Origin of the sequence: Actinomadura sp. WMMB 499 (assembly GCF_008824145.1) — a bacterium.
Classification (GTDB): Bacteria; Actinomycetota; Actinomycetes; order Streptosporangiales; family Streptosporangiaceae; genus Spirillospora.
Genome location: NZ_CP044407.1, coordinates 9,041,973 through 9,063,008 on the forward strand (window position 1 = coordinate 9,041,973; position 21,036 = coordinate 9,063,008).

A 21,036-nucleotide genomic window follows, 5' to 3' on the forward strand; every position below is an offset into this window, starting at 1 on the left:
CGCGTCCCCTCAGCCGAGGGCCCGCGCCTCTTCCTCCTCGACCTGCTGGTTCCACTCGCGCTTGGACGACTGCCAGCCGTCCTCGTCGCGTCCGACCCGCCAGTAGCCGGAGATCGACAGCCGCTCCATCGGCACGCCCCGGTCGACCCGCAGGTACCGCCGGAGCGACTTGACGAAGGTCGCCTCGCCGTGGACGAACGCGTGCACCTCGCCGTCCGGCCAGTCCAGCTTCCGCACCGCGTCCACCAGAAGGTCGCCGACCCGCTCGCCGCCCCGGTACAGCCACGTGACCTCGACGTCGCCCGGGAGCTCCTGCCGCTCCTCCGGCCCGGCCACCTCGAGGAAGACCCGGGCATCGGCGCCCGCGGGGATCCGGCCCAGCGAGGCGGCGATGGCCGGCAGCGCGCTCTCGTCCCCGGCCAGCAGGTGCCAGCCCGCGTCCGGGCGCGGCGCGTAGGCTCCGCCCGGCCCCAGGAAGAGCACCTCGTCGCCCGGCGCGGCGTTCGCGGCCCACGGGCCCGCGACGCCCTTGTCGCCGTGGTGGACGAAGTCGATCGTCAGCTCGCGCGCCCCGGGGTCCCAGGCCCGCACCGTGTAGGTGCGGGTGACCGGCCACTGCTCGCGCGGCAGCTCGGCGCGGACGGTCTCCATGTCGAACGGCTCGGGGTACTCGACGCCGGGCCGGGGGAACTGCAGCTTCACGTAGTGGTCGGTGAACTCGCCCGCGGTGAACTCCGCGAGCCCGTCGCCGCCGAGCACGACGCGGATCATGTGCGGGGTGAGCCGCTCGGTGCGCAGCACCGTCCCCCGGTTGAGTTTCGGCTTCCTGCGCGCCGGTTCCGTCGCCATGCGGCCCTCCGCTGTAGTGGATCAAACCTGTTAGGTAAGCCTAACTTGCGGAAGGTGGGGATTGTTCCCCCGCCGTCCGGAACATTGCTTCGCGGGCGGCGTTCTCGGCGGGGGAGGCCGTGCGGGTCAGCGGGCCGGCGCCCCGGTGCGGGCGTCGCGGGTCCGGGCGACCTCGGCGGCGACGGCCTCGAACGCCGCCTCCGTCTCGTCCTCGCCCAGGAGGGTGAAGAGCGTCGACTTCACGATCACGACGCCGTGCTCGGGCGACACCCAGATGCGCTGGCCGCCGAGGCCGTTGGCGGAGAAGTCGCCGTCGCCGTCCAGCCACCACTGGAACCCGTAGCCGTCGTTGAAGGGCGCGGACGGCCGCGTCGACTGCTCGACCCAGGACGACGGCACGACCTGCCGCCCGTTGGCGCGCCCGCCGTTCAGATAGAGCAGCCCGAACCGGGCGAAGTCGCGGTCGGTGGCGTAGAAGCAGCAGTAGCCCATGCTGTTGCCGCTGGAGTCGTTGCCGAGGAACGCCTTCGCCCCCATCCCGGCCGGGCCCCAGATCTTCTCCTGCACGTAGGTGTGGAACGGGACGCCCGTCGCCTCCGCGACCGTCCAGGCCAGCACGAACGAGTTCATGCTCGTGTACTCGAACCGCGTGCCCGGCTCCCAGCCGCGCTCCTGCTGCTTCGCCAGCTCCGGCAGCGGTCGGCCGAGGCTGGCGGCGACGTGCACGAACGGGACGTCGGCCGTCTCGTCCCACTCGATGCCCGACGACATCCGCAGCAGGTCGCGCAGCGACACGCCGTCGAAGCCCGACCCCTCCAGCTCGGGCAGGTACTTCGTCACCGGATCGTCGATCGAGTCGATGTCGCCCTCGCCGAGGGCGATGCCGACCGCCGCGGAGGTGAAGGACTTGGCGACCGACCACGACTGGAAGAGCGATCCCCGGTCCGCCGCGGTGTAGCGCTCGAAGACGACGTCCCGCCCGTCCAGGACGACGAACCCCTGCGTGCCCGTGCGGGCGAGGTAGTCGTCCAGGGTGCGCTCCCGGCCCTCGTGGGTGTAGGTGACCGAGAGCGGCCGGTGCGCCTCGCGCAGCTCCACCGGATCGGTCGACGGGAGCAGCGGGTCGAATCCCCGTGCGGGTTCGGCGTCCGCCGTGAGCGGTGCGCGGGCGGACGGCGGCGGCGCGGACCGCGGGGGAGCGGGCGCCGCCGGATCGGCGGCCGCCGGTGCGGCGGTCAGCGTGAGGGCGACCGTCACGGCGGCCGGGGCGAGCGCGGACGTCCAAGGCATGCGGCGCATCGGACCTCTCCCTGAGGGTGGGGGATCGGAGGGTCAACTGCTCTGATCATGGTCGATATTGGACGCTGCGTCGATATGTTCGGGTGACGAATTCGCGTCGCCGGACGTGCGTGCGGCGCGCGTTCGGCGACGCGGGTGCCACCGGAGGCGGGGCCGGGAGGTCCTGCGAGGCGTCGCGGGGTTCGTGTAGGGACGGCGCGCCGGGGAATGCCGTTCCAGCGGGCGATGATCACCGAGGTGGCGGGCGGTCCGGTGCGGCGGGGGCGCCGGCTCGTGCCGTCGACCGCGTTCGCGACGCCTGTCCACGTTCGCGGAGATCGTGTTCTGCGTCACACTCGAGGAGGAGCGGATGGCGGCACGGCCGAGGGTTCCCGAACTGGCCCGGGAGATGGCCGCGGAGTTCGCCGGCACCATGATCCTCATCCTGTTCGGCGTCGGTGTCGTCGCGCAGGTCGTCGCCGCCGAGCTCGGCGACCACGACAGCATCGCGTGGGCCTGGGGGATCGGCGTCACGCTGGGCGTCTACGTCGCCGCCCGGACCAGCGGGGGCCACATCAACCCGGCCGTGACGATCGCGCTCGCGGTGTTCAAGGGGTTCGCGTGGCGCAAGGTCCTGCCGTTCATCGCCGCGCAGACGCTCGGCGCGTTCGTCGCGGCGCTGCTCGTCCGCTGGAACTACACCGAGGTGCTGCACGCGTTCGATCCCGGGCTGACGCAGAAGACGCAGTTCGTCTTCTCGACGATGCCGGGCAACGGCGAGTTCCCGGTGGGCACCTGGGGCGCCTTCCGGGACCAGGTCATCGGCACCGCGATCCTGCTGTTCCTCGTGCTGGCGCTCACCGACCTGCGCAACTCGCCGCCGCTGGCCAACCTGACGCCGTTCATCATCGGCCTCGTGGTGGTGGGGATCGGGATGGCGTGGGGCACCAACGCCGGTTACGCGATCAACCCGGCCCGCGACTTCGGCCCGCGCCTCGCCCAGTTCCTCACCGGATACGGGGAGGCGTGGCGGGATCAGTACGGTGATCTCTACTTCTGGGTGCCGATCGCGGGCCCGATCATCGGGGGATCATCGGGGCCGGGCTTTACATCCTGCTCATCGGGCGCAACCTTCCCGACGAGGAGCCGGGCGGTGCCGAGCCCAGACCCGAGTACGACGTGGAGTGACCGCACCGCGAGGCGAACGGACGCGAGGCGGCGAGGGCCGCCCTCCGGGAGAAAGGCAGACCACGATGGCTGACTTCGTCGGGGCGCTGGATCAGGGCACGACCAGCACCCGTTTCATGATCTTCGACCACGGCGGCAACGAGATCGCCCGCCACCAACTCGAACACCAGCAGATCCTGCCCCAAGCCGGATGGGTCGAGCACAACCCCACCGAAATCTGGGAACGCACCCGCGCCGTCATCCAGACCACCCTCAACAAAGCCCACCTGCACCACACCGACCTGCACGCCCTGGGCATCACCAACCAACGCGAAACCACCCTGGTCTGGAACCGCCGCACCGGACGCCCCTACCACAACGCCATCGTCTGGCAAGACACCCGCACCGACCGCATCGCCGCCGCCCTCCAGCGCGACGGACACGCCCCCACCATCCGCCACCGCTCCGGCCTGCCCCCCGCCACCTACTTCGCCGCCGGCAAAATCCAATGGATCCTCGACAACGTCCCCCAAGCCCGCCACGACGCCGAACAAGGCCAAGCCGTCTTCGGCACCATGGACACCTGGATCCTGTGGAACCTCACCGGCGGCACCGACGGCGGCGTCCACACCACCGACGTCACCAACGCCTCCCGCACCATGCTCATGAACCTGGAAACCCTCGACTGGGACGAGGAACTCCTCGCCCTGTTCACCATCCCCCCCGCCATGCTCCCGGCCATCGCCCCCTCCTCGGTCCCCGACCCCTACGGCACCACCCGCGCCCTGGACGGCGAAATCCCCATCACCGCCATCCTGGGCGACCAGCAGGCCGCCACCGTCGGCCAGGTCTGCTTCGCCCCCGGACAGGCCAAAAACACCTACGGCACCGGCAACTTCCTCCTGCTCAACACCGGCCACCAACTCATCCGCTCCCAAGCCGGCATGCTCACCACCATCTGCTACCAATTCGGCGACAACAAACCCGTCTACGCCCTCGAAGGATCCATCGCCGTCACCGGCTCGGCCGTCCAATGGCTCCGCGACCAACTCGGCATCATCTCCGGCGCCGCCCAATCAGAAAACCTCGCCCGCCAAGTCGACGACAACGGCGGCGTCTACTTCGTCCCCGCCTTCTCCGGCCTGTTCGCCCCCTACTGGCGCTCCGACGCCCGCGGCGCCATCGTCGGCCTGTCCCGCTACAACACCAACGCCCACCTCGCCCGCGCCACCCTCGAATCGATCTGCTACCAGACCCGCGACGTCGTCGAAGCCATGCACACCGACTCCGGCGTCACCCTCGACACCCTCAAAGTCGACGGCGGCGTCACCGCCAACGAACTGTGCATGCAACTCCAAGCCGACATCCTGGGCGTCCCGGTCTCACGCCCCGTCGTCGCCGAAACCACCGCCCTGGGCGCCGCCTACGCCGCCGGCCTGGCCACCGGCTTCTGGACCGGCACCGACGAACTCCAAAACAACTGGAACGAAGACAAACGCTGGGAACCCACCTGGGACGAGGAACGCCGCGCCGAGGGCTACGCAGGCTGGAAGAAAGCCGTCGAACGCACCTACGGCTGGGTCGACGTCGACTGAGCGGAAGCGGGACGGCGGTCCGCGAACTGCTCGGTGAAGCGTGCGGCGATCTCGTCGAGCGTCCGCAGGATCGCGATCGTCTCGTCCAGCGGCATCAGGGGTGATTCGGTCAGGCCGGCGCGCAGGCAGCGCGCGACCTCCTCGGCCTGGTAGGTGAATCCGTGCCCCGCGACATCGACGGTGACCTCCTCGGGCGGGGCGCCGGTCCGCAGCACGGTCATCGAGGACGGGCGGTAGAAGGGGGCCGCGATGTCGACGCGGCCCCTCGTGCCGACCACGGTCGCGGCGTGGGGGGAGTCCCCGACGAGCCCGCAGTGCAGCAGCGCGAGCGCGCCGGACTCGTAGCCGAACATGATGCCGGTGTTGGCGTCCACGCCGGTCGGTGCCGGGCTCGCGGTGACCTGCACGGTCGCGGGCGGGCCGAGCAGCGGCCAGGTGAACGACACGGGATAGCAGCCGAGGTCGAGCAGGGCGCCGCCGCCCAGGTCGGGCGACCACTGCCGGTGGGAGGCGTCGAACTCGGCCGCGACCGAGAAGTCCGCGTACACCGACGTCACCTCGCCGACGGCGCCGTCCGCGACGAGTTCGTGCAGGCGGCGGACCAGCGGGTTGAACCGCGTCCACATGCCCTCCATCGCGAACACGCCGTGCTCGCGGGCGGCGGCGGCGAGCTTCTCGGCGTCGGCGGCGGAGGTGGTGAGCGGCTTCTCCACCAGCACGGCCCGGCCGGCCTCCATGCAGAGCCGGGCGGGTTCCAAGTGCATCGGGTGCGGTGTGGCGACGTACACGACGTCGACGCCCTCGTCGGCGGCGAGGCCGGCGTAGGACGCGTGCGCGCGGGGGATCCCGTACCGCTCCGCGAACGCGGTCGCCGAACCGGCCGACCGCGAGCCGACCGCGGCGACCTCGTGCCCGGGGAGGAGGAGCAGGTCCTCGGTGAAGGTCGCGGCGATGCCGCCCGTCCCCAGAATGCCCCAGCGCACCGATGATCCCGTCATGGGCCGATGTTAACGGCGAGACACCCCTTTTCGGGAAGCCGGAGCCGATTTACCATCAAGTGACAGAGAGTAGTGACTCGACTACGTAAGGACATCGAATGCTCGGACGTCTCGGTACGATCGGCCTCGTCTCCATCGCTCTGCTCGCCCCGGCTACGGCCGCACCGGCCGTACCGGCCGCCGCGGCCGAGAGGCCGCCGGCGCCGTCCCGGCACGCCGCGGTCGACTTCACGGGGATCGTGGCGCTGGACAACTGCTCGGGCTCGCTGGTGCGCGGGCCGCGGTCCCGCGACGGCGACCCGGCCCTGGTGCTGACGAACGGGCACTGCCTGCGGACCGGGACGCCCGCGGCCCGCGAGGTGATCGTCGACCGGCCCTCCGCGCGGACGTTCACGCTGCTCGACCGGACCGGCCGGGGGAGCCTCGGCACCCTTCGGGCGACGAACCTCGAGTACGCGACGATGGCCGACACCGACGTCGCCGTCTACCGGCTGGAGTCGACCTACGCCGAGATCGAGCGGCGGTACGGGGTTCCCGCCCTCCAGATGTCGGCGGTGCGTCCGCAGGACGGCACGAAGATCCGGATCGTCTCCGGCTACTGGCGCAGGATCTACGCGTGCCGGATCGACGGGACGGTGCACCGGCTCCGCGAGGCGGAGTGGACCTGGAAGGACTCGGTCCGCTACGGCTCCGGCTGCCGCACCATCGCCGGCACGTCCGGTTCTCCGGTGATCGACGCGTCGACCGGCCGGGTCGTCGCCGTCAACAACACCGGGAACGAGGACGGCGAGCGCTGCACCCTGAACAACCCCTGCGAGGTGGCCCGCGGCGGCCAGGTCACCGTGCGGCCCGGAATCTCCTACGGGCAGCAGACGTACCCGCTCGCCCGATGCCTCGGGGCGGGGAGCGACGTCGTGGTCGGCGGGAGTTGCGCGCTGCCCGAGCCCGCCGGGACCTGATACGGCCGGGACCTGATACCGCCGGACGCCGCCGGGCCGCTCACCCTTCGGTGAGCAGCCCGGCGCGGAGCTTCTCCAGGCTGCCGCGGAGCAGCCGCGAGACGTGCATCTGCGACAGGCCGACGTGCTCGGCGATCTGGGTCTGGGTCTTGTTGCCGAAGAAGCGGAGCAGCAGGATCGTACGCTCCCGCTCGGGCAGCCCGTCGATGAGCGGCCCGAGCGCGTGGCCGTCGATGAAGGCGTCCAGCGCGGGGTCCTCCGAGCCGAGGTACTCGCCGACCGTGCCGCCGGTGTCGCCGCTCTGCCCGCCGTCGGCCGGTGCCTCCAGCGACAGCGGGCGGTAGGCGTCGCAGGCGACCAGGACTTCGACGGTCTCCTCCTCGGTGATCTCCATGAGCCCGGCGATCTCCCCGGTCGTGGGGGAGCGGCCGTTCTCGCGGGTGAACTCCTGGACGGTGCGCTGCAGCACGGGCCGCAGCTCCTGGATGCGGCGCGACACCCGCAGCCCCCAGGTCTTGTCCCGGAAGTGCCGTTTCACCTCCCCGGTGACCACGGGGTAGGCGTAGGTGACGAACCGGTCGCCGACGTCGGGGTCGAACCGGTTGATGGCCTTCACGAGGCCCAGGTAGGCGACCTGGAGCAGGTCGTCCATGGGCTCGCCGCGGTTCGCGTACCGGCGGGCCACGCCGCGGACGAGCGAGGCGTGCAGGTCGACGATCCGGGCGCGCAGCCGCTCGCGGCGCGGATCGTCCTCGGGCAGCCGGTTCATCTCGGCGAGCAGGAGCTCGGCCTGCCCGTCGTCGAGACGACCGGATCCACCGGGCCGTCCGGACGCGCCCGGCCGAGGGGAGGGGGCGGGTCCCGCGGGGGTGTGCTGCCGTGCGGGGGTCTCGTCGTGGGCGGTGGGGTCCTCGGCCGGTGCCCGCCGGGGCGTGCCGGCGTGCCGGGCCTGCGGGGCGGGGCGATCGGGAGCGGAGGACCGGTTCGGGAGGGCTGAGGCCGTGGTGTTCTCCTTGACCTGCTCGGATGGACGGACGCTGGGCGACGCCGACGACATCGGGCGTGCCTCCTTCGCGCGTGGGGGCGGTGAGCGGGGGTGAAGTGCTCTCCCCCTCTACCCGACCGTCGTCGGCCCACACTGGACGTGGCGGTGCGGACGGTGCGGGGCCGGAATCGTCCCGGGACTGCGGGGAGCAGGGGCCCCGGCGCACGAGGCGGTGACGGAACCGGGGCGTGACAGGCGCGGCCGTGGGGCTGCGGGACCGGGCGGCGGGTGATGCGCGGGCGGAACTATGCCGGGCCGTCACGGACTGCCCGGCATAGTTCCGCGAGGGGCGGGAACCGGGGGAATGTGGTGCGGCCCAGGTTCGCGGCTCCGAGCACATGGCTCCGAGGTCGCGACTGGGCCGCGAACTGACTCTGCCCACGCGCCGGACCCGGTAAACCGGCGGGTGCTCGACCGTCACCGTGGCGCCACCCGCACTCGGCGCACCGCCCGGCGTGCCCAGTGCACGTTAACGGCCCGGCATAACGGGAATTTCCTGCATTTCAGGCACATCACTGCAGGCAGGACAGGAAGGAGCGCACGCCATGCGGCACGAGGAGTTCATCGGCCAGGTGCAGGACCGCGCCCGCCTCTCCGGCTGGAGCCAAGCGGAGCGGGCGACGCGCGCGGTCCTGGAGACGCTCGGCGAGCGGGTCCCGGAGGGCCTCGCCGACAACCTGGCCGCGCAACTGCCACACGAGATCGGCGAGCACCTGCGCCGGACCGAGGTCTACGGCGGCGGAGGCAGCGGCGAGCGGTTCGACCGGCACGACTTCGTCGAGCGGATCGCCGCCCGCGCCGGCACCGATGACCCGCGCGCCGCCTACCTGGCGCGGGTGGTGCTGGAGGTCACCGACGACGCCACCGAGGGAGGCACCATGCGGAAGGTCGGGGACGCGCTTCCCGCCGACATCAGGGAGCTGATGACCGCGGGCCACTCCGGCTGACCGGCTGACCGGCTGACCGGCGGACGAGCGATCGGACGGCCGCGGCGGGGAGCGCTCCCCGCCGCGGCCGTCCGATCGCCGGGCCCGGGCATCACGGCCACGAAGGATCCTCGCAGACCGCGACGACCAGCTCCCGCACCTCGCAGTCCGCTGGCTGGGACAGGGCGAACGCCACGGTCGACGCGACGTTCTCGGGCCGGTTCAGCTTGGCGTCCGGCCCCGGCCGGTACCGCGGGTCGCGGCCGTCGAAGAACGCGGTGTCCATGCCGCCGGGGACGATCATCGTGACGCCGACCCGCCCGGCCAGCTCCGCCGCCAGCGCGCGGGTGAGCCCGACGATCCCGAAGCTGGCCGCGCAGTACGCGGTGGCATCGGGGAACGCCCGGAACCCGAGCGTGGATGCGACCGTTACAACCCGTCCCTTCGGTTCGTTCTCCAGGTAGGGGATCGCGGCGCGGATCACCGCGGCGGTGCCCAGCAGGTTCACCTGCAGCACCCGCTCCCAGTCCTCGGCGGGCACGTCGTTCAGCGGGCCGCAGGCGTCGATGCCCGCGGCGGTGACGACCGCGTGCAGGCCGCCGTTGGCGCGGGCCAGGCCGTGCACGGCCCGCTCGGCGCAGTGCCGGTCGGCCAGGTCGGCCTGCATGCTGGGAAAGTCGTCCTTCGGCGGGTGCAGGTCCAGGATCAGCGGTTTTCCGCCGTCGTCGGCGACCCGCCGCGCGACGGCCGCACCGAGTCCCGACGCGCCGCCGGTGATGAGGACGTTCATGATCCATCTCCCTTCGTCGTCGGCAGCGGGCGCGAAGCGGAGCGCCCTTCCGGCAGGGGCGGCGGGACGGCTTCGCCGCCGCGCGCCCGGACCGTGCGGGCCTCCGGCGGCGTCCGCGGCGGCCCGCGTCCACGAGCGGCGGGCGCCGGTCCGGTCGGCGCCCGCGAAGCGCGACGCCCCGGCTCGCCGACCCCGAGCGAGCACGCCACGGTGATCGCGTACGGGTCGTGAAAGATCGCGTCGGTACCGGGCAGACGCATGGCAGGGACCCCGTTCGGCGCACGGTCGGTGTGGGACGGGCGATGCCTGCGTCATAGACATCGATCAAGGGACGGAAGCCGTATGGGTGATGAAGCTGTTATGGGTGATATCGGGCATTGCCGGGGAGCGGGACCCTAAACGCGAGCCGCGCCGAAGGGGTGCCGCGCCGAGAGTGTCGACCATCACGGCGGCCGCGCTGGAGCACGTCCGGGCCTGGGACGACGCCGCCGCGAGCGGTCTCCCGCCGGCGGTGACGCGGCGCCGGCCGCCCTCGCGGTCCGCCGGCACCGGCCGTCCGTCCGGCGGGCTCGCTCAGGGGCGGGCGCGGCGCGCGATGACGACCAGGTCGATCGCGGCGACGACGGCGACGGCCGCGCACAGCCCCGCCGCCGCCCAGGATCCGTCGTCTCCGCCGCCCGCGGCGTTCACGGCGAAGCCGATCGCGGCGGCCGCCGCCGCGACCAGCGCGATCACCGACAGCACCGCCCGCAGCCGCAGCGGGCTGCGCGCGGTGAGCGGCTCGGTGCCGGGACGCCGGCCGCGGTGCCCCGGACGGCGCGGCCCGGTCCCGCCCGTCCCGGCCCCGCCCGTGCCGCCCGTGCCGCCCGTGCCGTCCGTGCCGTCCACGGCTACCGCGCGAACGTGCCGACGAGCGTCCCCGACGCCACGATCTTGTCCTGCATCGCGTCGCGCAGGTCCTCCGCCGTGAAACCGGTGCCGAGCCCGGTCGGCTCCGCCAGCCCGTACAGCCGGAAGAAGTACCGGTGCGGGTCGTCCCCCGCGGGCGGCTTGGGTCCGCCGTACCCCTCGGCGCCGTAGTCGTTGCGGCCGAGGATCGCGCCCGTCGGCCGCTCGCCCGGGTCCAGCCCGGTCGTCACCGGGTCGATCCCCGCCACGAGCCAGTGCGCGAAGGTGCCGGAGGGCGCGTCCGGGTCCTCGCACGCCAGCGTGAGCTCCACCACCTCCTCCGGAGCCTCGGACCACTCCAGCGGCGGGGACAGGTCACCGCCGTCGTGCGAGTAGTCCGACGGGATGATCGTGTGATCGTCGAAGGCGCGGCTGCGCAGAGTCATCTCCTTCATGCCGACCCCGTGCCCGCCTGGAACGGGACAAATCGTGCGCCCGCCGCCCTCGGAAACCGGTCGTCCGGGGCGGGTCACCCCGAGCTGGACGCCGCCCAGATGTTGATGCCCGCGTCCACCGCGTCCCGGTCGATGGCCGCCAGCTCGTCGGCGGTGAAGTCCAGCCGGTCCAGGGCGGCGAGGTTCTCCTCGAGCTGGGCGACGCCGCTCGCGCCGATCAGCGCCGAGGTGACCCGCCCGTCCCGCAGCGACCAGGCGAGGGCCATCTGCGCGAGGGTCTGCCCCCGCCCGGCGGCGATCTCGTGCAGCGTCCGGACGTGCCGCAGGTTCTCCTCGGTCAGCAGGTCCGCCGAGAACGACGTGCCCTTGCTCGCCCGCGATCCCGCGGGGACGCCGTCCAGGTACTTGCCGGTCAGCATCCCCTGTGCCAGCGGCGAGAACGCGATGCAGCCGGCGCCCTCCGCCGCCAGGACGTCGAGCAGGCCGCCCTCGATCCACCGGTTCAGCATCGAGTACGAGGGCTGGTGGATCAGCAGCGGCGTGCCCATCTCCCGCAGGATCGCCGCGGCCTGCGCCGTCCGCTCCGGCGAGTACGACGAGATGCCCGCGTACAGCGCCTTCCCCGACCGGACGGCCCGGTCCAGCGCGCCCATCGTCTCCTCGAGCGGCGTCTCGGGGTCGAACCGGTGGCTGTAGAAGATGTCGACGTAGTCCACGCCCATCCGGCGCAGCGACTGGTCGAGGCTGGCGAGCAGGTACTTGCGCGACCCCCACTCGCCGTACGGGCCGGGCCACATGTCGTACCCGGCCTTCGTCGAGATGATCATCTCGTCGCGGTACGGGGCGAGGTCCTCGCGCAGGATCCGGCCGAAGTTGGTCTCCGCGGAGCCGTAGGGCGGCCCGTAGTTGTTCGCCAGGTCGAAGTGCGTCACCCCGAGGTCGAACGCGCGGCGCAGGATCGCCCGCTGCACGTCCAGCGGACGATCGTCCCCGAAGTTGTGCCACAGTCCGAGGGAGATCGCCGGGAGCCGCAGCCCGCTCCGGCCGCAGCGCCGGTAGGGGATCTGCTCGTATCGGTCGTCGGCGGCCACATATGTCATGGTCATGATTGTGTCAGCGCCCCGGACTTGCCGGACGCGCGCCGCATCGTCCATGATCGGTCCCATGACGATCAGGAAGGGCGGTCTCCGCCCGGGCCGTTGAGCCCCGCCGAGCCGGTCACGGAACCGGCCGCAGGACGCACCGCCGAGCTTCTCGCGCGCGTCGAACCCCTCCCGTACCCGGAGCGCATGCGCGCCCTGGCCCTGCACGCCCGGCGCCTCGCCGGGACTCCCGCGCTGAGCGAGATCCTCGAAGCACTGTCCGCACGCGGACGGTACGAGCGGCGCACCGCCCTGCACATGGCGATGTCCGCCCGCGACCTGCCGTTCGTCGAACGCGTCCTCGCGGGCGCCGACCTGGAACTGCGGCGGGCCGCGCTGCGGGCCGTCCGGACGCTCCCCGTCTCCGACGCCGCGGCGGCGGCCGTCCTCGACGACGCCCCGGCGGACCTGCGGCGGGCGTTCTACCGGACGCTCCGCCACGCCGGCCGCCCCGCGCTCGCCGACCGGCTCCTGCCGGACGTCCGGGCCCGCTGGGGCGATCGCGAGGCCGCCGCCCTGCTGCCCGCCTGCTCGGGCGAGGCGGTCGCCCGGTGGCTGCCCGACCTCGACCACGCCGTCACCGCCTGGCGCGCCCTCGCCGAACGCCATCCGGGGCCGTTCCTGGCGCTGGCGCACGAGCGGGGAACCGGATGGGGCTGGCTGCGGCGCCGCACGCCCGGCGTCTCGGCACTGGCGCGCCGCGATCCGGCGGGGCTGCTGGAACTGCTCGAACGGGAGGACGTCGCCGAGAGCCTGTGGCGCCGGCTCCCGATACCCGTCGCGCGGCGGCTGTTCGCCGTCGACCTCACGCGGGCCGCCCGGGTGGCGGTCGGCGGTCGGCGCCGGGGGCTGTTCTCCCGCAACGAGCACCTTCGCCTCCTGTCCGCGCGGGACTTGCGGGAGTTCCTGCCGGACGAAGCCCCCGGGCTCGCCCGAATCCTGCCGCACCTTCCGCCGGGCCGCCGCGCGGAGGCGTTCGACGCGGTCGTGGATCGGCGCGGGGGCCCGTTCCAGGGCCTCCAGACGTTCTGGCTGCTGCCGCTGCTGCCGCCGGACCTGGCGGCCGCCGAGGCGCGGCGGATGCTTGACTGGTACGGGTCGGTGTGGCACTCGGCCCGCAGCCAGCTCGACGACCCCGAGATCCCGCTGAAGCTCACGGCCCACCTCCCGTACGCCGAGGCGAGCGGGCCGCTCCGCGAGGCGGCCCTCACCGGGGACCCCAGGCGGCGCGGCCTCGCCCGGGACCTCCTGGTCCGGGCGGCCTCCCGCACCGGCGACCCCGCGATACTGCGCGGCGTCGTGCGCGAGCTGGCGGGACGCACCCGCAACGAGCGCGACCCGATGAGGTGCGCGCTGATCGAGTCGATCGCGTCCGTCCCGGTGGCGCTCCTGGACGGCGCGCTCGCCGGGCCGCTCGACGGGCTCGCGGTCGCGGCCGTGGAGTCCCGCGACTCCTCGCCCCGGACGCGGCGGGCCCTGCGCGACCTCGCCGACCGCGCCCTCTCCCACGCCCCGGATCTACGGCCGTGGGCGTTCGGGGTGTACGACCGGCTGGTGGCGCGGTGCGGCACCGAGCAGCTCGAGGACCCCGGCCACTACCTCGACCTCGTCCTGCCGCGCGGGGCCGAATACGACCTGCTGGACGTCCTGCGCCCGCGGTTGCGGGCCGCCCGCGAGCGGCGCGATCCGGGCCTCGCGATCGAGCTGGCGTGGTCCCTGGGCCGCCGGGCGTTCGGCCTGGCGGAGCTCCAAGACGACGTGCGCGCCGGGGCCCTCGACCGCTCCGGCGACCGCGCCGCGGACGCCGCCGCGGCCTGGCTCGAGGACCCGGCCCGCCGGACGGAACGGGCCGTGGAGCTCATCGCCGCCGACCCGGAGGCGATTGGCCTGCCCGAGGTCTGGCGCGTCGTCGCGAGCCGCCGCACCGACCTCCTCGACCTGCCGGGCCTGCTCGACCCGCCGGGCGGCGCCCACCGCCGGGACCGGGCGCCCGTCGTGCTGCCGCAGGACCCCGGCCGCTGGACGCCCGCGCAGGCCGGGCGGGTGCGGGAGGCGCTGCACGGCGTGGCGGGCGACGGCGGGCTGCCCGCGGACGCGCGGGTCGCGGCCGTCGCGTCCCTCGGGCGCCTTCCGGGGGCCCTCGGCGACCTCACCGTGTGGGCCGGCGGGGACGACGCCGTCCTGGCCGAGGCCGCGATGGAGGCGATGGCGGGGACGGACCGTCCGGCCGAGGCGCTCGGCCTCCTGCTCGGGCACGCGCGCGCGACCGGCTCCCCGTACGCGGTCGCGGCCGCCGCCGGATGCTGCGCGGCGGTGCCGCCGTCGGCCCTCGGGCCCGTCCTGGCGGGGACGCTGACCGGCCCGGACGCCCGGGTGACGATGCGCAAGCAGGCCGCCCGGCTGCTGGAGCGGCTGCGGCCGCCGGGCGCGGCCGACGCCCTGCTCGGCGCGTGGCGCGACCCGGGACTGCACCGGGACGTGCGCGCCGCCGTCGCCGCGGCCCTGCGCCGGATCCCGGGCGACCCCCGCGCGTTCGCCGCCCTCGAGGGGGCCGCCGGTCCGTACGCGTCCGAACCGCTGCTGCGCACCCTCTTCCAGGCGCAGCCGCAGGAGTACGCGCCCGCCGACCGGCCCCGGTACGCCGCGCTCGTCCGGCTGCTGCTCGCCGCCGCGGACGGCCCCGGCGTCCGGTTCCGCGGGAGTCGCGCGTTCCAGGCGTGGGCGTGGGACTACACGGGCGGGTTCGATGATCTCCTCGCGACCGTCGGCGACGCCGCGGACCCCGCCGGCGACGTCGACCTGCGGATCCTCGGGCCCCTCGTGGCCGCCGAGGTGGTCGGCGCGCAGACCCTGGACGTCCTGGCCCGGCTGCTGCCCGCCGCCGAGTCCGGCGGCCCCGGGCGGCGTCGGCTGCTCGCCCTCGTCGGGGCGGTCGGCGGCTCGCGGGCGGGCACGCCGCCCGGCGAACGGCGCGCGGCGCTGCTGCGCCGGACGATCGAGCTGCTGCGGGACCGGCCGCTGCTCCTTCCGCAGGTCGTGGAGCTGACGTTCGACCTTCCGCCGCTGGCCGACGCCCGCACGGCGGCGGCGAACGAGCTCGCCGACGCCCTCGACGCCCTGGCCGGGCTCCTCCGGGACCGGCCGGTGGTCCTCGCGGAGGTGGACTGGCGGGTCCGGACGGTGGTCGGCCGCGGGTACGGGCAGGCGGCCGTGTCGCCTCCCCGGCTGCTACCGGCCGCCCGGCGCCTGGCCGGTCGGGAGCACCTCGTGGCGCACTTGCTGGCGGTGCGGATCGTCGGCACGGCGGGCGGCACGGCCGGATGGCCGGACGAGTGGCGGGCCCTCCTGGACGATCTGCGCCGCTCGCCGCACGCCGACGTCCGGCGGAAGGCGATCGACACCGACCCGGACGCATGACCCGGACGCATGACCCGGACGCATGACCCGGACGCATGACCCGGACGCGTGACGGGTCAGGCGGCCGCCCAGATCGTCTTGGCGTTGCAGAACTCGTGCATGCCCTCGGCGGACAGTTCCCGTCCGTATCCGGAGCGCTTGACGCCGCCGAAGGGCAGCTGCGGGTACGAGGTCGTCATCCCGTTGACGAAGACCTGCCCGGCGTCCAGTTCCCGGACGAACCGGTCCTGCTCGGCCGCGTCGCGCGTCCACGCGTTGGAGCCGAGCCCGAAGCCGGTAGCGTTCGCCAGCTCGATCGCCACGCCGATGTCGCGGACCCGGTACAGCGACGCGACGGGCCCGAAGACCTCCTCCTGGAACACGCGCATCTCGGTGGTGAGGTCGGTGAGCACGGTCGGCGGGTAGTACCAGCCGGGACGGTCCGGGCGCTCGCCCCCGCACAGGACCCGCGCGCCCTTGCCGACGGCGTCCGCGACCAGCTCCTCGACGTCGGCGCGGCCGTCCTCGCTGACCAGCGGGCCGATGTCGGTGGAGGCGTCCATGGGGTCGCCGACCCGCTTGGCGCGCATCGCCGCGACGAACAGCTCCTCGAACTCGTCGGCGCAGTCCTCGTGGACGATGAAGCGCTTCGCCGAGATGCAGCTCTGCCCGTTGTTGAGGCACCGGGAGTCGGCGGCCGTGCGCGCGGCCGCCGCGATGTCGGCGGACGGCATGACCACGAAGGGGTCGCTGCCGCCGAGTTCCAGCACGGTCGGCTTGATCTCGTCGCCGGCGATCGCGGCCACCGACCGTCCGGCGGGCTCGCTGCCGGTGAGCGTGGCGGCCTTCACCCGGGGGTCGCGCAGCACCCGCTCGACCTTGGCCGAGCCGATCAGCAGCGTCTGGAAGGCCCCGGCGGGGAATCCGGCGCGGCGGAAGAGGTCCTCGAGGAACAGCGCGGTCTGCGGGACGTTCGAGGAGTGCTTGAGCAGCCCGACGTTGCCCGCCATGAGCGCGGGCGCGGCGAACCGGACGACCTGCCAGAGCGGGAAGTTCCACGGCATCACCGCCAGCACCGGCCCCAGCGGCTCGTAGCGGACGTAGGCGTCCCGCGCGCCCACGTCGCCGGGGTCCGCCGGGCGGCGGTCGGCGAGGAAGTCCGCCGCGTTCCCGGCGTAGAACCGGCACGCCGTCGCGCACTTGCGGACCTCGGCCTCGGCGGCCGCGAGGGTCTTCCCCATCTCCGTGGTGAGCAGCGCGCCGATCTCCCCGGCCTCCCGGTCGAGGATGTCCGCGGCCGCGGTCATCCACTCGGCCCGCCGCGCGATCTCGGTGTTCCGGTAGGTCGCGAAGGTCTGCGCCGCCAGCGCGATGCGCCGGTCGATCTCCTCGTCCGCGGCCGCGTCGAAGGTCTTCTCGACCTTCCCCGTGGCGGGATTGGTCGTGGCGATCGTCGTCATGTCCGGACACTCCCTGAATGTAGTGATTCGTTCGGGGACGTGCCCGGGTGCGGACCCGGAAAACCGGCGGCCGCGCGGACGGGCGCGGGTCGGGGCGCCCGCCCACCGTGGACCGCTACAGGACGGGCACCACGCACACCGGCGCGGGAAGGGCCAGGGACGGCCCGGCCTGGACGGGGACGCCGTCCGGGCCGATCCGGAAGGTCGTGATCTCGTCGCTGCGCTCGTTCGCGACGTGCAGCCACGGGCCGTCCACGTGCAGGTCGCGGGGCCACGCGCCGCCGGACGGGACGTCCGCGACGGGCTCGAGCCGGGCACCGCCGTCGAGGACCCGGTGCGCCGTCACCACGTCGGCGCCGCGCGTGGAGGTGTAGAGGAACCGGCCGTCGTCCCCGAGCTTGATCGCCGCGCACTGCGCGAGGCGGCCGCCGGAGTCGGCCAGCGCGGGCGACTCGCCGACGACCTCGAGCGCGGCGTACCCGCCGCCCGCCCCGGCGATCGGGCGCAGCACCAGCACCGTCCCGGCCAGCTCGGTGATCGCGTAGACGTGGCCGCTCGGGTGGAACGCGAGGTGGCGGGGGCCGCGGCCGGCCGGGAGGGGCGTCTCCCCGGCGAGGTGGAGGCCGCCGTCCGCGAGCCGGAACGCGCGGACCAGGTCGGCGCCGAGGTCGGCGGCCAGGACCAGCCCGTCCGGCGCGGAAACGGCCATGTGCGCGTGCGGCCCCTCCTGCCGGTCGGCGACCGGGCCGCCGCCGTGGCCCTCCGCCACGGCGGGCTCGCCCGCGAACCCGCCGTCCGGCGCCAGCGGCACGGCCCGGACCGTCCCCGACCCGTAGTCGGCGACCAGCAGCGCCCCGCCGCCGGGCGTCACCGACACGTGGCAGGGCAGGGACCCCGCGTCGCGCCGCCCGATCTCGCGCAGCTCCTCCCCGGCGACCTCGAAGGCCGTGACGCCGCCCGCGTCCTCCTCCCGCACCGCGTACACCACGCGGCCGCCCGGATGGACGGCGAGGTAGGACGGCGACACGGCCGCGGCGGCGAGCCGCACGTCGCCGAGCGTCCCGTCGTCCCGCCGCCGGACCCGGTAGACGCCCGCGCCGCCGCCCGCTTCGCCCGTGTACGTGCCCACCCAGAACGCCCGCTCGTCCACCCGGACCCCCGTCTCCGTTTCGTTCGCCGACCGCACCGCCCGGTCGGACGGCCGGAGGCGAGCCTAACGCGGCGGGCTCGGTGCCCGAGCGTTTCCCCAGCTCACACGTCGGTGCGCGGCGGGGCTGCGATAGATCGCCCGCCGCCGGGGTCCGGGCCGCCGGGACGGGACGCACCACCGGGCCGCGGCCCGCCCGTGCGTCAGGAACCGGGTGCCGGGCGCAGCAGCGCCTCCTGGGCGATGGACGCCAGGAGCGTCCCGTCCGCGGTGTGGAGCGTCCCCCGCGCCAGCCCGCGGGCGCCGTGGTTCGTCATCGGGTCCGCCGAGTACAGCAGCCACCGGTCCACCCGCGGCGGCCGGTGGAACCACACCGCGTGGTCGAGCGTGACGGCCGTCACGAGCTCGCGCGGTGAGCCGGGGGCGCGGGCGCTGCTCACCATCCCCATGTCCGTCAGGTACGCGACGAGGCAGGCGTGCAGGGACGGATCGTCCCCGACGGCCCCGGACGCGCGGATCCAGAACGGGTGCGGGATGCGGAACCCGCCCGCGGCGGGCGGGTTCACCGCGCGGATGTCGAACCCGACCGGATGCTTGAAGAACGCGGGCAGCTTCGCGGGCGGCAGCGTGTCGGGGGCGGGCGTCCCGGACGGCGGCTCGGGCTGCCAGTCGAACCCGTCCTCCGGTTCGTGGAAGGACGCGATCAGCTCCAGGATCGGCTTGCCGCCCTGGCTCGCCGTCACGTGCCGGGTCGAGAACGAGCGGCCGTCCCGGGTCCGGGCGACGTCGAGGGCCAGCGGCTCGTCCGGCATCCCGGGACGGATGAAGTAGGCGTGCAGGGAGTGCGGCGGGCGCCCTCCGGCGGTCAGGCACGCGGCCCGCAGGCTCTGCCCGGCGACCTGGCCGCCGAACAGCCGCGGCCGCCCCACCGACGGCGCGGTGGCGAGGAAGGAGTCCTCGCCGAGCGCCGTCAGGTCGAACAGCCGCGTGATGTCGAGCGGGACCTCGTCGCTCATCGGGTCGCCCATCGGATGCACCCTCCTGCCGGACCGGATGGCGCGACCCTATCCGCGCCGCGATCGAAACGGGCATCCGGGGCGGAACCCCGTTCGGGTGGGGACGGCCTTCGAACGGCGGGGGCCGGCCGCCCTATGATCGCGTCGGGCACGGGGGAGCGCCCGGGGGTACGGCGCCCGGCCCGCCGAGGAGATGAGAGAGGCAATGGCTGATATCACCGAGGCGCCCGAGTGGTCGGCGCTGGCCGAGCATCAGGCCGCGCTGGCCGGGCGGCACCTGCGCGAGCTGTTCGCGGACGACCCGGGGCGCGCCGGCCGGATGACGGTGACCGCGGGCGACCTGCACCTGGACTACTCCAAGCACCGGGTCACCACCGAGACGATCGGGCTGCTGACGGCCCTCGCCGACCGTGCCGGGCTGCGCGCGCGGATCGACGCGATGTTCGCGGGGGAGCACATCAACGTCAGCGAGGACCGGGCCGTCCTGCACACCGCGCTGCGGCTGCCGCCCGGCGCCGAGCTGGCCGTGGACGGGCAGGACGTCGCGGGGGACGTGCACGCCGTGCTGGAGAAGGCGGCCGGGTTCGCCGGCCGGGTCCGCGCGGGGGAGTGGACGGGGTTCACCGGCGAGCCGATCCGGACGGTCGTCAACATCGGCATCGGCGGGTCCGACCTCGGGCCCGCGATGGCGTACGAGGCCCTCCGCGACCACGTGGACGCGGGCATCGCGTGCAGGTTCGTGTCGAACATCGACCCCGCGGACATCACCACGGCCCTCGCGGACCTCGACCCCGCGACGACGCTGTTCGTGATCAGCTCCAAGACGTTCGGGACGCTGGAGACCCTCACCAACGCCAGGGTCGCGCGGAGCTGGCTCGTCGAGCGGCTCGGCGACGAGGCGGCCGTGTCGCGGCACTTCGTCGCGGTCTCCACCAACGCCGAGAAGGTCGCCGGGTTCGGCATCGACACCGCGAACATGTTCGGCTTCTGGGACTGGGTGGGCGGCCGCTACTCGCTCGACTCCGCGATCGGCCTGTCGCTGATGATCGCGATCGGCAGCGAGGCGTTCCGGGAGATGCTCGCCGGGTTCCGGGAGATCGACGAGCACTTCCGCACGGCGCCGCTCGAGGCGAACATGCCCGTGCTGATGGGCCTGCTGGGCGTCTGGTACACCGACTTCTTCGGCGCCCAGACCCGCGCGGTCCTGCCCTACAGCCAGCGGCTGTCCAGGTTCCCCGCCTACCTGCAGCAGCTGACGATGGAGTCCAACGGCAAGTCGGTGCGGGCCGACGGCGCCCCGGTCGTCGCGCAGACCGGCGCGATCTTCTGGGGCGAGCCCGGGACGAACGGGCAGCACGCGTTCTACCAGCTGCTGCACCAGGGTACCCGGCTGGTGCCGGCCGACTTCATCGGCTTCGCCGAGCCGTTCGAGGACCACGCCGCCGAGGGCGGGGCGGGGATGCACGACCTGCTCACCGCGAACATGCTCGCCCAGACGTCCGCGCTCGCGTTCGGCAAGACGGCGGAGGAGATCGCCGCCGAGGGGACGCCCGCCGCGATCGTCCCGCACAAGGTGATGCCGGGGAACCGCCCCACCAGCACGATCCTGGTGCCGAAGCTGACGCCCAAGACCCTCGGCGAGCTGATCGCCCTGTACGAGCACGTGGTGTTCGTCGAGGGCACGATCTGGGGGATCGACTCCTTCGACCAGTGGGGCGTCGAGCTCGGCAAGGTCATGGCGCGGGACCTCGCGCCCGCGCTGACCTCCGCCGAGCCGCCCGCGGGCGCGCCCGACCCGTCGACGGCGGCGCTCGTCCGCCGCTACCGGGAACTGCGCGGCCGGGCGGTGTGATCCCGCGCCGGGCCGCGGGCGGGGAACGCGGAGCGGGAGACGCGGAACGGGCCCGCCGGAAGCAGTCCGGCGG

17 protein-coding genes are annotated in these 21,036 nt (G+C 74.1%); 6 read left to right on the forward strand and 11 right to left on the reverse strand.

The features are described 5' to 3' along the window. Nucleotides 1–9: 9 nt before the first annotated feature. Both F7P10_RS41275 and F7P10_RS41280 read right to left on the reverse strand, forming a co-directional pair. Nucleotides 10–849 carry a siderophore-interacting protein gene (locus F7P10_RS41275; RefSeq protein WP_151017556.1) on the reverse strand — a complete coding sequence of 280 codons (840 nt, stop codon included), beginning with the start codon at nucleotides 847–849 and terminating at the stop codon, nucleotides 10–12. A gap of 126 nt (nucleotides 850–975) precedes the next feature. Further along, the gene (locus F7P10_RS41280) at nucleotides 976–2,148 is read right to left on the reverse strand and encodes a serine hydrolase (protein WP_151017558.1); all 1,173 of its coding nucleotides are present in this window, start codon (nucleotides 2,146–2,148) and stop codon (nucleotides 976–978) included. A gap of 349 nt (nucleotides 2,149–2,497) precedes the next feature. Here F7P10_RS41280 and F7P10_RS41285 point away from each other — a divergent pair, with 349 nt between their 5' ends. Together F7P10_RS41285 and glpK are read left to right on the forward strand one after the other, a co-directional pair. Further along, nucleotides 2,498–3,388 (forward strand): MIP/aquaporin family protein, encoded by an 891-nt coding sequence (locus F7P10_RS41285; RefSeq protein WP_254716288.1) that lies wholly within the window; start codon nucleotides 2,498–2,500, stop codon nucleotides 3,386–3,388. Beyond that, nucleotides 3,381–4,889, forward strand: a complete 1,509-nt coding sequence (glpK, locus tag F7P10_RS41290) for a glycerol kinase GlpK (protein WP_151017560.1) — start codon at nucleotides 3,381–3,383, stop codon at nucleotides 4,887–4,889. Before F7P10_RS41285 ends, glpK begins: the two co-directional genes overlap by 8 nt. On the opposite strand, the gene F7P10_RS41295 is transcribed toward glpK, so the two are convergent. After that, complete coding sequence (locus tag F7P10_RS41295; protein ID WP_151017562.1) at nucleotides 4,865–5,887, reverse strand: Gfo/Idh/MocA family protein; 1,023 nt, start codon at nucleotides 5,885–5,887, stop codon at nucleotides 4,865–4,867. The two genes, glpK and F7P10_RS41295, sit on opposite strands and share 25 nt — an antisense overlap. A gap of 98 nt (nucleotides 5,888–5,985) precedes the next feature. On the opposite strand from F7P10_RS41295, the gene F7P10_RS41300 reads away from it, so the two are divergent. Beyond that, on the forward strand, nucleotides 5,986–6,846 hold the full coding sequence (locus F7P10_RS41300) for a serine protease (RefSeq protein ID WP_151017564.1): 861 nt from the start codon (nucleotides 5,986–5,988) through the stop codon (nucleotides 6,844–6,846). Between the two features lie 40 nt (nucleotides 6,847–6,886). Here F7P10_RS41300 and F7P10_RS41305 read toward each other — a convergent pair whose 3' ends face one another. Then, nucleotides 6,887–7,903: a SigB/SigF/SigG family RNA polymerase sigma factor gene (locus tag F7P10_RS41305; protein ID WP_151017566.1), complete on the reverse strand. Its 1,017-nt coding sequence runs from the start codon at nucleotides 7,901–7,903 to the stop codon at nucleotides 6,887–6,889. A 533-nt stretch (nucleotides 7,904–8,436) separates the two neighbouring features. Between F7P10_RS41305 and F7P10_RS41310 the strand changes: the two genes are divergently transcribed. Continuing rightward, nucleotides 8,437–8,838: a DUF2267 domain-containing protein gene (locus F7P10_RS41310; RefSeq protein ID WP_151017568.1), complete on the forward strand. Its 402-nt coding sequence runs from the start codon at nucleotides 8,437–8,439 to the stop codon at nucleotides 8,836–8,838. Nucleotides 8,839–8,929: 91 nt separating this feature from the next. Here the strand turns inward: F7P10_RS41310 and F7P10_RS41315 are convergent, their stop codons facing one another. From F7P10_RS41315 to mgrA, 4 genes are all read right to left on the reverse strand, one after another. Further along, entirely contained in the window at nucleotides 8,930–9,607 is a 678-nt protein-coding gene (locus tag F7P10_RS41315; protein ID WP_151017570.1) for an SDR family oxidoreductase, read from the reverse strand. Nucleotides 9,608–10,180: 573 nt separating this feature from the next. After that, the gene (locus F7P10_RS43680; protein WP_218040301.1) at nucleotides 10,181–10,495 is read right to left on the reverse strand and encodes a DUF6343 family protein; all 315 of its coding nucleotides are present in this window, start codon (nucleotides 10,493–10,495) and stop codon (nucleotides 10,181–10,183) included. Nucleotides 10,496–10,497: 2 nt separating this feature from the next. Next, the gene (locus F7P10_RS41325) at nucleotides 10,498–10,950 is read right to left on the reverse strand and encodes a YbhB/YbcL family Raf kinase inhibitor-like protein (RefSeq protein ID WP_151017572.1); all 453 of its coding nucleotides are present in this window, start codon (nucleotides 10,948–10,950) and stop codon (nucleotides 10,498–10,500) included. A 74-nt stretch (nucleotides 10,951–11,024) separates the two neighbouring features. Further along, nucleotides 11,025–12,050, reverse strand: a complete 1,026-nt coding sequence (gene mgrA / locus F7P10_RS41330) for an L-glyceraldehyde 3-phosphate reductase (protein ID WP_151017574.1) — start codon at nucleotides 12,048–12,050, stop codon at nucleotides 11,025–11,027. 189 nt (nucleotides 12,051–12,239) lie between these two features. On the opposite strand from mgrA, the gene F7P10_RS41335 reads away from it, so the two are divergent. Next, complete coding sequence (locus F7P10_RS41335) at nucleotides 12,240–15,509, forward strand: hypothetical protein (RefSeq protein ID WP_151017576.1); 3,270 nt, start codon at nucleotides 12,240–12,242, stop codon at nucleotides 15,507–15,509. 56 nt (nucleotides 15,510–15,565) lie between these two features. Here F7P10_RS41335 and F7P10_RS41340 read toward each other — a convergent pair whose 3' ends face one another. From F7P10_RS41340 to F7P10_RS41350, 3 genes are all read right to left on the reverse strand, one after another. Beyond that, nucleotides 15,566–16,948, reverse strand: coding sequence for an NADP-dependent succinic semialdehyde dehydrogenase (locus F7P10_RS41340; RefSeq protein ID WP_151017578.1), 1,383 nt, complete (start codon nucleotides 16,946–16,948; stop codon nucleotides 15,566–15,568). A gap of 115 nt (nucleotides 16,949–17,063) precedes the next feature. After that, a complete protein-coding gene (locus F7P10_RS41345; RefSeq protein ID WP_151017580.1) occupies nucleotides 17,064–18,098 on the reverse strand; it encodes a lactonase family protein in 1,035 nt (344 codons plus the stop codon). Nucleotides 18,099–18,298: 200 nt separating this feature from the next. Then, entirely contained in the window at nucleotides 18,299–19,123 is an 825-nt protein-coding gene (locus tag F7P10_RS41350) for an acyl-CoA thioesterase II (protein WP_151017582.1), read from the reverse strand. A gap of 193 nt (nucleotides 19,124–19,316) precedes the next feature. Between F7P10_RS41350 and pgi the strand changes: the two genes are divergently transcribed. Then, nucleotides 19,317–20,963 carry a glucose-6-phosphate isomerase gene (gene pgi / locus F7P10_RS41355; protein WP_151017584.1) on the forward strand — a complete coding sequence of 549 codons (1,647 nt, stop codon included), beginning with the start codon at nucleotides 19,317–19,319 and terminating at the stop codon, nucleotides 20,961–20,963. Nucleotides 20,964–21,036 lie beyond the last annotated feature (73 nt).